General features: G+C 35.3%; 12 protein-coding genes and 2 rRNA genes. 13 read left to right on the top strand and 1 reads right to left on the bottom strand.

Translation table 11 applies throughout. The features are described 5' to 3' along the window. The 11 genes from C564_RS0125620 to rsmI form a co-directional block, all read left to right on the top strand. A 23S ribosomal RNA gene (locus tag C564_RS0125620) occupies positions 1–88 on the top strand; the annotation flags it as partial. A gap of 50 nt (positions 89–138) precedes the next feature. After that, positions 139–254 (top strand): 5S ribosomal RNA (gene rrf / locus C564_RS0125615). A 265-nt stretch (positions 255–519) separates the two neighbouring features. Continuing rightward, positions 520–699, top strand: coding sequence for a sigma factor G inhibitor Gin (locus C564_RS35435; protein ID WP_016116889.1), 180 nt, complete (start codon positions 520–522; stop codon positions 697–699). An 82-nt stretch (positions 700–781) separates the two neighbouring features. Continuing rightward, complete coding sequence (locus C564_RS0125605; protein ID WP_018767341.1) at positions 782–2200, top strand: aminotransferase class I/II-fold pyridoxal phosphate-dependent enzyme; 1419 nt, start codon at positions 782–784, stop codon at positions 2198–2200. Positions 2201–2208: 8 nt separating this feature from the next. Continuing rightward, positions 2209–2835, top strand: coding sequence for a dTMP kinase (tmk, locus tag C564_RS0125600; RefSeq protein WP_018767340.1), 627 nt, complete (start codon positions 2209–2211; stop codon positions 2833–2835). A 35-nt stretch (positions 2836–2870) separates the two neighbouring features. After that, positions 2871–3854, top strand: coding sequence for a DNA polymerase III subunit delta' (gene holB, locus C564_RS0125595; RefSeq protein ID WP_018767339.1), 984 nt, complete (start codon positions 2871–2873; stop codon positions 3852–3854). A 5-nt stretch (positions 3855–3859) separates the two neighbouring features. Next, the gene (locus C564_RS0125590) at positions 3860–4687 is read left to right on the top strand and encodes a PSP1 domain-containing protein (protein WP_003194202.1); all 828 of its coding nucleotides are present in this window, start codon (positions 3860–3862) and stop codon (positions 4685–4687) included. A gap of 14 nt (positions 4688–4701) precedes the next feature. After that, positions 4702–5052: a DNA replication initiation control protein YabA gene (gene yabA / locus C564_RS0125585; RefSeq protein ID WP_016116893.1), complete on the top strand. Its 351-nt coding sequence runs from the start codon at positions 4702–4704 to the stop codon at positions 5050–5052. Positions 5053–5172: 120 nt separating this feature from the next. Further along, the gene (locus tag C564_RS0125580; protein ID WP_018767338.1) at positions 5173–5913 is read left to right on the top strand and encodes a tRNA1(Val) (adenine(37)-N6)-methyltransferase; all 741 of its coding nucleotides are present in this window, start codon (positions 5173–5175) and stop codon (positions 5911–5913) included. Next, positions 5900–6190 carry a GIY-YIG nuclease family protein gene (locus C564_RS0125575; protein ID WP_018767337.1) on the top strand — a complete coding sequence of 97 codons (291 nt, stop codon included), beginning with the start codon at positions 5900–5902 and terminating at the stop codon, positions 6188–6190. Before C564_RS0125580 ends, C564_RS0125575 begins: the two co-directional genes overlap by 14 nt. Next, complete coding sequence (gene rsmI / locus C564_RS0125570; RefSeq protein ID WP_018767336.1) at positions 6159–7034, top strand: 16S rRNA (cytidine(1402)-2'-O)-methyltransferase; 876 nt, start codon at positions 6159–6161, stop codon at positions 7032–7034. The genes C564_RS0125575 and rsmI overlap by 32 nt, the downstream gene beginning before the upstream one ends. 20 nt (positions 7035–7054) lie before the next feature. On the opposite strand, the gene C564_RS0125565 is transcribed toward rsmI, so the two are convergent. Next, entirely contained in the window at positions 7055–7339 is a 285-nt protein-coding gene (locus C564_RS0125565) for an AbrB/MazE/SpoVT family DNA-binding domain-containing protein (RefSeq protein WP_003194210.1), read from the bottom strand. A gap of 363 nt (positions 7340–7702) precedes the next feature. Here C564_RS0125565 and metG point away from each other — a divergent pair, with 363 nt between their 5' ends. Together metG and C564_RS0125555 are read left to right on the top strand one after the other, a co-directional pair. Beyond that, positions 7703–9685, top strand: a complete 1983-nt coding sequence (gene metG / locus C564_RS0125560) for a methionine--tRNA ligase (protein WP_018767335.1) — start codon at positions 7703–7705, stop codon at positions 9683–9685. 177 nt (positions 9686–9862) lie between these two features. After that, entirely contained in the window at positions 9863–10630 is a 768-nt protein-coding gene (locus tag C564_RS0125555; protein WP_018767334.1) for a TatD family hydrolase, read from the top strand. Positions 10631–10730 lie beyond the last annotated feature (100 nt).

Raw genomic sequence — 10730 nt, 5'->3', positions numbered from 1 at the left:
CTGAAAGATGATCAGGTTGATAGGTTCGAGGTGGAAGCATGGTGACATGTGGAGCTGACGAATACTAATAGATCGAGGACTTAACCATATAATATGAAGCAAATGTTATCTAGTTTTGAAGGAATATGCCTTCAATAGTTTGGTGATGATGGCAGAGAGGTCACACCCGTTCCCATACCGAACACGGAAGTTAAGCTCTCTAGCGCCGATGGTAGTTGGGACCTTGTCCCTGTGAGAGTAGGACGTCGCCAAGCAATTAAAGCATGAGTCAATTGACTCATGCTTTTTTATATTTTCAGGTGAAAAGATAATAAAAGTACTGTGGAAGAAAGTTTAATTTCATCATGTGTGTGACAAACACACTGCCCAAATAGGATTCATATCATACATATATAACGAAACGATGTATATTTTCCGGAAAAGTGTCAAGGAATAGAAGTAAGTATATTTTAATTCAAAATAGAGGGGAGGAATATCCTACATCGTTTTCATTTAGAGAAAAATGATTAGGATAAAGATATGAAAATAAAACATGAGGTTTGCATTGTATGTGGGAATAGGAAAGATGATGGTATACATGTACACACAAGTTTTATATGTGATGCTTGTGAACGGGACATGGTAGAAACTGAAACGAATGATCCTAAATATATATACTATTTAGAACAACTGCGAAAGATCCAAATATCATATTCATAAATAGGCGCACATGCCTATTATTTTTTTTGCCCTAATATCTCTGTATAATAGATAGAGAATGAAAAGTAAGGAAGAGATAAACATGAATCAAAATCGAATACCATTATATGAGACGTTACTCCAGTTTAAAAATAAAAAGCCTTTATCTTTACATGTTCCAGGACATAAAAATGGTTTGAATTTTCCGGAGCAGGCACAAGCAGGTTTTATTGATGTGCTTTCTATTGATGTAACGGAATTAACAGGATTAGATGATTTGCATAGTCCGTTTGAATGTATAGATGAAGCACAGCAATTATTGGCTGATGTATATAATGTAAAAAAGAGTTATTTTTTAATTAATGGTTCTACAGTTGGAAATTTGGCAATGATTTTATCATGCTGCAAGGAGCATGATATTGTTCTTGTACAAAGAAATTGCCACAAGTCTATTATTAATGGCCTGAAGTTAGCTGGAGCGAATCCAGTATTTTTAGAGCCTTGGATTGATGAATTGTATGGTATACCAGTTGGAGTTGAGCATGAGGTCATTAAAGGAGCTATTGAACGATATCCAGAAGCAAAGGCATTGATTTTAACACATCCCAATTATTATGGTATGGGAGTTGACTTAAAGAAAAGTATTATGTGCGCACACGCACATAAAATTCCTGTTTTAGTAGATGAGGCACATGGAGCTCATTTTTGTATAGGAGAGCCATTTCCTAAGTCAGCATTAGAATACGGTGCTGATATAGTTGTACACTCAGCGCATAAAACATTACCCGCTATGACTATGGGGTCTTATTTACATATCAATAGTAATTTAGTACATGAAGAAAAAGTTTCTTCTTATTTAAATATGTTACAATCTAGCAGTCCGTCTTATCCGATTATGGCTTCATTAGATGTGGCTCGGTTTACATTAGCAAATATGAAGGAGAAGGGCTGTCATAAAATCGTGGAGTTTGTGAGGCGATTTAGGGAGGAATTGCAGGGTATTCCACAAATTGCTGTTTTACAGTATCCTTTGCAGGATGAGTTAAAAGTTACGGTACAAACACGCTGTGAGCTGTCTGGATATGAATTACAATCTATATTTGAAAAGATAGGTATATACGCAGAAATGGCAGATCCATATAATGTTCTATTTATTTTACCATTACAAGTGAATGAGCAGTATATGAAGGCCATAGAAGTAATACGGTCAGCATTACGTAATTATACGGTAACAGACAAGATACCATCTATTCGGTATACTTACAGAGAGGGATTCTCTTCTTTACCATTTACTTATAAGCAATTAGGAAAGTATAAGAAAAAAATTGTACCTTTACAAGAAGCTGCGGGGATGATTGCAGCGGATATGGTTATTCCGTATCCACCGGGTATTCCATTACTGATGTATGGAGAAGAAATTACGACAGAACACATCGAACAAATTTCTTATTTAGAAGAAACGGGTGCTCGTTTTCAAGGGAATGTAAAATATATGAATGTGTATGATATAGGAAGAAAGTAGGTTTTAGGATGAAGGGATTATTTGTAACAATTGAAGGACCAGAGGGTTCAGGTAAATCGACATTAATTACAAAGTTATTACCGTACTTTGAAAAGAAAGAACAAAAAGTCATAGCAACGCGAGAACCAGGTGGTATAGCGATTTCAGAAGAGATCCGAGCAATCTTACATAACCAAGAGTATACGATGATGGAAGCACGTACGGAGGCATTATTATATGCTGCAGCACGCAGACAACATTTAGTAGAAAAAGTTATGCCAGCTTTGGAGAAAAACTATCTTGTATTATGTGATCGCTTTATTGACAGCTCTCTTGCTTATCAAGGTTATGCAAGAGGTCTAGGGATTGATAAGGTATTTGAAATTAATCGGTTTGCGACTGAAGATTGTATGCCTAATTTGACAATCTATCTAGATATTGAACCTGAAGCAGGCTTAGATCGCATCGAAAAGGATGCTAATCGTGAAGTGAATCGTTTAGATATGGAAAGTATTGAATTCCATAAGTGCGTACGTGATGGTTATTTACAGGTTGTAGATCGCTTCTTAGATCGCATAGTCGTTGTGAACGCAGATCAGCCAATAGAAAAGATTGTGGAAGAAGTTATTCAGCTTATAGAAGATAAATTGTTATAATAGAAGGAAAGTATAAAACAAGTGAGGTATGCATTATGACGAGGACGTGGGAGCAGCTTTCTGCTATACAGCCCATTGGTGTAAAGATGTTGATGAATAGTATTGCAAAAGGGCGTATATCCCACGCTTATTTGTTAGAAGGTGCAAAAGGAACTGGAAAATATGAAACGGCAATTCAAATGGCAAAAAGTTTTCTTTGTAAACAAAGAAACGGTGTAGAGCCGTGTCATACATGTACGAATTGCCGCCGGATTGATTCAGGTAACCATCCTAATTTACATATTGTAAGACCAGATGGGTTATCTATTAAAAAACAACAAATTCATGATTTACAGGAAGAGTTTTCAAAAACGGGTTTAGAGGCAAATAAAAAGGTATATATTATTGAGCATGCAAATCGAATGACAGCAAATGCTGCTAATACCTTATTAAAATTTTTAGAAGAACCAAGCAGCAATACAACAGCTATTTTACTTACTGAACAAAGTCATCAAATTTTAAATACTATTTTATCTCGTTGCCAAGTTGTGACATTTAGACCTTTGTCTACAGAATCTTTAATTGAGAGACTGCAGGGGGATGGAATTGCAGTTTCTTTATCTACCCTTGCTGCACAGCTTACGAATAGTTTTGAGGAAGCGTTATTACTGTGTAATGATGAATGGTTTGCACAAGCACGAGCTTTAGTGATAAAATTATGTGAAGCGCTCGAAAAAGATACAACCTCTCTTTTTTTTGTACAAGAAAAGTGGGGGAAACACTTTGGAGAGAAGGAACAATTACAACAAGGTTTAGATATTTTACTCCTTATTTATAGGGATTTATTATATGTTCAATTAGGAGAGGAAGATCGTCTTATCTTTCAAGATCAAAAGGAGATGTTTCATTCTTTCTCTTACGCTCAGAAGCGCATTGTATCAGCTCTTTTTAATATATTAGAAGCAAAAAATAGAATCAACGCTAATGTAAATGCGCAGCTTGTGTTCGAACAGTTAGTGTTGCGGTTGCAGGAGGGATGACCGTTTTGTATGATGTAGTAGGTGTTCGCTTTAAGAAGGCCGGAAAAGTGTATTACTTTGACCCGAATCAATTCGATATCTCGGAAAATGAATTTGTGATCGTGGAAACTGTACGAGGTATTGAATATGGGAAAGTAGTTATTACAAAAAAGCAAGTTGATGAAAATGATGTGGTACTACCGCTAAAGAAAGTCATTCGCATTGCAAATGAAAATGATCGGACAATTGTTGAAGAGAACAAACATGCTGCAAAAGAAGCATATCAAGTTTGTCAACAAAAGGTAGGGGAACATAAACTTGATATGAAGCTTGTAGACGTAGAATATACGTTTGATCGTAATAAGATTATTTTCTATTTTACAGCGGATGGTCGTATTGACTTTCGTGAACTTGTAAAAGACTTAGCTGCAATTTTTCGGACAAGAATTGAGCTAAGACAAATTGGTGTTCGCGATGAAGCAAAAATGCTTGGTGGTATTGGTCCATGCGGCCGTATGCTTTGTTGTTCTACATTTTTAGGTGATTTTGAACCTGTATCCATTAAAATGGCAAAGGATCAAAATTTATCATTAAATCCTGCGAAAATTTCTGGCTTATGTGGCCGATTAATGTGTTGCTTAAAATATGAGAATGACGAGTATGAAGCGGCAAAAGAGCAACTTCCTGATTTAGATCAACGTATACAAACACCGCATGGTCTTGGACGCGTTATCGGATTAAATATTTTAGAAAGATTAATTCAAGTGGAATTAGTAGACAAGGAACGGATAGTAGAATATACGTTAGATGAATTAATTAATGAAGGGGTCGTTTCGAGTCAAACCACAGATTAATGAGGTGGGTGCTTGTGGAGAAAAAGGATATTTTTGCAGCGGTTTCCAGTATGGAAGAGCAAATTGGACATTTATATAAGCAGTTGGGAGAATTAAAGCAACATCTTGCAGAGTTACTTGAAGAAAACCAACATATTAAAATGGAAAATGAAAATTTGCGACGTCGTTTTGAAGAAATACAGAATAAGGAAAAACAAAAAACTCAAAAACGAAAAGAAATGAAGCCTAAAACGGATATTGGTGAAGGCTACGATAACCTAGCACGCCTATATCAAGAAGGTTTCCATATCTGTAATTTACATTATGGAAGTGTACGTAAAGAAGGGGATTGTTTATTCTGTCTGTCATTTTTAAATAAAAAATGAAATTACCTTTCCAATATATTGGAAAGGTAATTTTTTATACATGAGAGTAAAGATAAGATGAAATAGGTCTTAGTTTTACGTTCAAATAGGGTAGGCTAAGTATAAGAAAGGAAATCGTATATGCACTTATATGAAGATGAACGTTTAGATTATTTACTAGCGGAAGAAATGGAAATTATTCAAAGTCCATCTGTGTTTAATTTTTCTTTAGACGCAGTGTTACTTGCGAATTTTGCATGGGTTCCGATTCAAAAGGGAAATTTGCTTGATTTATGTACAGGAAATGCTGTTATTCCGCTTTTGTTAAGCACGAGAACGAAAGGGAATATTACAGGGGTAGAAATTCAAGAACGCTTGTATGATATGGGAGTAAGAAGCATCCAGTATAACAAGTTAGAAGAAAGAATCCAGTTAATTCATGGAGACTTAAAGGATATGCCAGAGCAGCTTGGGCGTCATCAATACGATGTTGTAACATGTAATCCGCCGTATTTTCAAACGCCAAAGGCATCTGAGAAAAACATTAACGAGCATTTAGCTATAGCTCGTCATGAAATTATGTGTACATTAGAGGATGTCGTATATGCTAGTAGTCAGCTTGTAAAGCAAGGTGGTAAGGTAGCATTTGTTCATCGTCCAGGTCGATTACTTGATATTGTAACACTAATGAGAAAGTATAAGATTGAACCAAAACGTGTGCAGTTTGTATATCCAAAGGCGGGTAAAGAAGCAAATACGCTACTAATAGAAGGAATTAAAGATGGAAATGCAGATTTGAAAATTTTGCCACCCCTTTTTGTATATGAGGAAAATAATGAGTATACAAAGGAGCTTCGTTCAATCTTATATGGAGAAGAATAAACATTATTTTTATGTAGTAGAATGTTCAGATAGGAGTTATTATGCAGGGTATACAAATAATTTAGAGAAACGAATTCAAACTCATAATAGTGGGAAGGGAGCACGTTATACTCGTGCTAGGCTTCCTGTTGTTTTAAAATACGTAGAGGTTCATGGAGATAAAACTACAGCGATGCAAGCTGAATATCATTTTAAACAGTTAAAGCGAAAAGAAAAAGAAGAATATATGCAAAAAGGAGAACACTATGTGGCAGCAAAAAAGTTTTCAAGCAAATGAAAAGGGAGCCTTATATTTAGTCCCAACGCCGATTGGTAATTTAGAAGATATGACGTTTCGTTCGATTCGGATATTGAAAGAGGCTGATATCATTGCTGCTGAAGATACGCGGCAGACGAAAAAGCTTTGTAACTATTTTGAAATTGAAACACCAGTTATGAGTTATCATGAGCATAATAAGGAAGTAAGTGGACAGAAAATTTTAGATAAGCTAGAAGATGGAAAAACAGTAGCTCTTGTAAGTGATGCAGGTATGCCTTGTATTTCTGATCCAGGCTACGACATTGTTGTAGAAGCTGTAGAGAAACAATATCATGTTATTCCACTTCCAGGGGCAAATGCTGCTCTTACAGCGCTAATTGCATCAGGGTTAGAAACGAGACATTTTTATTTTTACGGATTTTTGCACAGAAATAAAAAAGAACGTAAGGCGGAATTAGAAAAGCTTCGTTATGTTCCAACTACGATGATGTTCTATGAAGCGCCGCATCGGTTAGATGATACACTAATTTCTATGAAAGAAGTACTTGGAAATAGAGAAATTGTATTGTGCCGAGAACTAACGAAAAAATTTGAAGAATTTATTCGTGGTTCGGTAGAAGAAGCGATTGAATGGACAAAGCAAAATGAGGTTCGTGGTGAATTTTGTATATTAGTATCCGGGTCAAAAGAGGAAGCTGCTTCAGAGGAACAGTGGTGGGAAGCTATATCAGTATACGATCATATCGAACATTACATAAACGAGCAAGGAATGTCTTCAAAGGATGCAATTAAAAAGGCGGCCAAAGATCGAGATTTGTCGAAACGAGACGTCTATCAAATCTATCATGTTGATAAAAAATAAGCTTCTCATAATTGAGAAGCTTATTTTACTGCTTGAATATATTGTTGAAGTTCGTTTAAGATCTGTTCAGCGCCTTCTTTGCTTAAGATAATTTTACCTTCAGCTAAAGAAAGGTTACCATCAGACACTTCACCAGTTACTTGGCAAGTCATGTTAGGCTTATATTTTTTTAGGATGATTTTTTCGTCATCAACGTAAATTTCAAGAGCATCCTTTTCAGCAATACCTAATGTACGACGTAATTCAATCGGAATTACAACACGGCCTAATTCATCAACTTTACGAACGATACCAGTAGATTTCATATTCGTTATCCTCCTCATATTCTGTAAGTTTGCGAGTCTATATTTTAATTCGTCATTTTTCGACAAAATACCCTATGAACATATGATACCAATCATTTACATTTCCGTCAATTCATAAATTTTATATTTTATGAAAGAATTGTAGATTTTTATACTTCTTATATATAATAGAAAATGAAAGAATTACACAAGTATTTTACTGTATTTTTAAATTTTATCAATATTTCAGATAAATTACTGTATATTTTTTTTGAATATGAGTAATAGATGATAAAGATAATCGAGCATTAATTCGTTTTTATGCGTCAGTTTTTGATATACTGTTTATAAATACATATGAGGTCATTTGGGAGGTTCAAAACAATGACAGAGGAAAATAAGACCTTTTATATCACTACTCCAATTTATTATCCAAGCGGAAAGCTTCATATTGGACATGCTTATACAACGGTAGCAGGAGATGCAATGGCACGCTACAAGCGCATGCAAGGATATGATGTTCATTATTTAACAGGTACTGATGAGCATGGACAAAAGATTCAAAAGAAAGCAGAAGAACTACAAGTTACACCACAAGCATATGTTGATAACATTGTAGCAGGAATTAAAGAATTGTGGGAGAAAATGGACATTTCTTACGATGACTTTATTCGGACAACCGAAGATCGTCATAAAGAAGTTGTTGAAAAGATTTTTAAACAACTTGTTGATCAAGGTGATATTTATCTTGATGAATATGAAGGATGGTATTCTGTACAGGATGAAACATTCTACACAGAACATCAACTTGTTGATCCGATTATGGAAGACGATAAAGTAGTCGGAGGAAAAAGTCCAGATAGTGGCCATGCTGTAGAACTTGTTCGCGAAGAATCTTACTTCTTTAGAATGGGTAAATATGTAGATCGACTACTACAATTTTATGAAGAAAATCCACACTTCATTCAACCTGAATCTCGTAAAAATGAAATGATTAATAACTTCATTAAACCAGGTCTAGAAGATTTAGCAGTTTCTCGTACTTCTTTTGACTGGGGAATTCGTGTGCCAGGTAACCCCAAACACGTTATTTACGTATGGGTAGATGCATTATCTAATTACATTACAGCACTAGGATATGGAACAGGTAATGAAGAGAAATATAAAAAGTATTGGCCAGCAGATGTTCACTTAGTAGGAAAAGAAATTGTTCGTTTCCATACAATTTATTGGCCGATTATTTTAATGGCACTAGATTTACCACTGCCGAAAAAGGTATTTGCTCATGGTTGGATCTTAATGAAAGACGGAAAAATGAGTAAATCAAAAGGTAATGTAGTTGATCCAGTTACGTTAATTGATCGTTATGGATTGGATGCACTGCGTTACTATTTACTTCGTGAGGTTCCATTTGGATCAGACGGTGTATTTACGCCAGAAGGTTTTGTTGAGCGAATTAATTTTGACCTTGCAAATGACTTAGGAAACTTATTAAATCGTACAGTAGCGATGATTGATAAGTACTTTAATGGAGAAATTCCTGCTTTTAAAGAAAATGTAACTGAGTTTGATGAAACATTAGTAACGTTTGCACAGGATACATTGAAAAAAGTAGAGGAAGCAATGGAAAACATGGAGTTTTCAGTAGCATTGAGTTCTATTTGGCAACTGGTTAGCCGTACTAATAAATATATTGATGAAACACAACCTTGGGTATTAGCGAAAGATGAGAATGATCGTGATAAACTTGCGTCCGTAATGGCACACCTTGCAGAAATGCTTCGCCAAATGGGTATTATGCTTATGCCATTCTTGACAGCAACACCAAGTAAAATCTTTACACAACTTGGCCTTACTGATGAAGCTTATCAATCTTGGGATAGCCTTTCTACGATTGGTTGTATTCCAGCTAGCACGAAGGTAGTCAAAGGACAACCAATTTTCCCACGCTTAGAGGTAGAAGTTGAAGTTGAATATATCAAAGAACAAATGAAAGGTTCTGCTCCTAAAGTAGAAGAGAAAAAGGAAGAGGAACCGAAGGCAGAAGAAATTACAATTGATGATTTCTTTAAAGTTGAATTGCGTGTAGCGGAAGTAATAGAAGCAGAGCCTGTAAAAAAAGCAGACAAACTGTTAAAGATTCAACTTGATTTAGGCACAGAAAAGCGACAAGTTGTTTCTGGAATTGCTAAATTTTACACACCAGAAGAATTAAAAGGGAAAAAAGTTATTTGTGTAACAAATTTAAAACCAGTGAAATTACGTGGTGAATTATCACAAGGTATGATTTTAGCAGGCGAAGAAAACGGAGTATTGTCTTTAGCAACAATTGATCAAAATTTATCAAATGGTACAAAAATCAAGTAATCTTGACAAAATAAGAGATGTTTCACGTGTAACATTCGTGGAGCATCTTTTTTTCTTGTTAGGAATCTTTTTAAAAATTCCTTTTTTGTATTAAGATTGTACTACTGTTATTACGTTTTTAGGGAAGAGATTTTTTACTATGATAGAATTTATTTCAAATAAAAGGAGTTATTTGTTATGTTGTTTGATACACATTCACATTTAAATGCAGAGCAATTTGAAGAAGATTTACAGGAAGTTATTGCAAGAATGAAAGAAGCTAGGGTTTCGTATACAGTTGTTGTTGGTTTTGATGAGGTAACAATAAAAAAAGCAATTGAGCTCGCAGAAACGTATGACTTTATTTATGCAGCGGTTGGTTGGCATCCCGTTGATGCCATTGATATGACAGAAGGACATTTAGTTTGGTTAGAAGAGTTAGCTGCACACCCAAAAGTAGTTGCTCTTGGTGAAATGGGGTTGGACTATCATTGGGACAAGTCTCCGAAGGAAGTACAGAAAGAAGTATTTCGTAAACAAATTCAGTTAGCAAAGAAAGTGAAATTGCCTATTATTATACATAACCGTGATGCAACGCAAGATATTGTAGATATTCTAGAAGAAGAAAATGCAGCTGAAGTAGGCGGCATTATGCATTGCTTTAGTGGTAGTGTAGAGGTGGCAAAACAATGTATTGATATGAATTTTTTAATTTCATTGGGTGGGCCAGTAACTTTCAAAAATGCAAAGAAACCGAAAGAAGTTGCAATGGAAATTCCAATGGAAAGGCTGCTAATAGAAACGGATTGTCCATACTTAACGCCACATCCATTTCGTGGTAAACGAAATGAGCCAAGTTATGTGAAACTTGTGGCAGAAGAAATTGCTAACTTAAAAGGTATTTCATACGAAGAGGTCGCAAAGGTAACTACAGAAAATGCAAAAGCTTTATTTGGTGTTGAATAAGAAAGAATGGTGAATTCCATTCTTTTTCTTTTATCCTGCCTCTATTGTTACCTCCCAATGAAGAGACACCAACAATACCCAGAAGGCAATACAAGCTAGC

The sequence above is a fragment of the Bacillus sp. 105MF genome (assembly GCF_000374885.1).
Lineage (GTDB): Bacteria > Bacillota > Bacilli > Bacillales > Bacillaceae_G > Bacillus_A > Bacillus_A pseudomycoides.
Note: the sequence above shows the minus strand (reverse complement) of the source record. Positions and strands in the feature narration are given on the sequence as shown.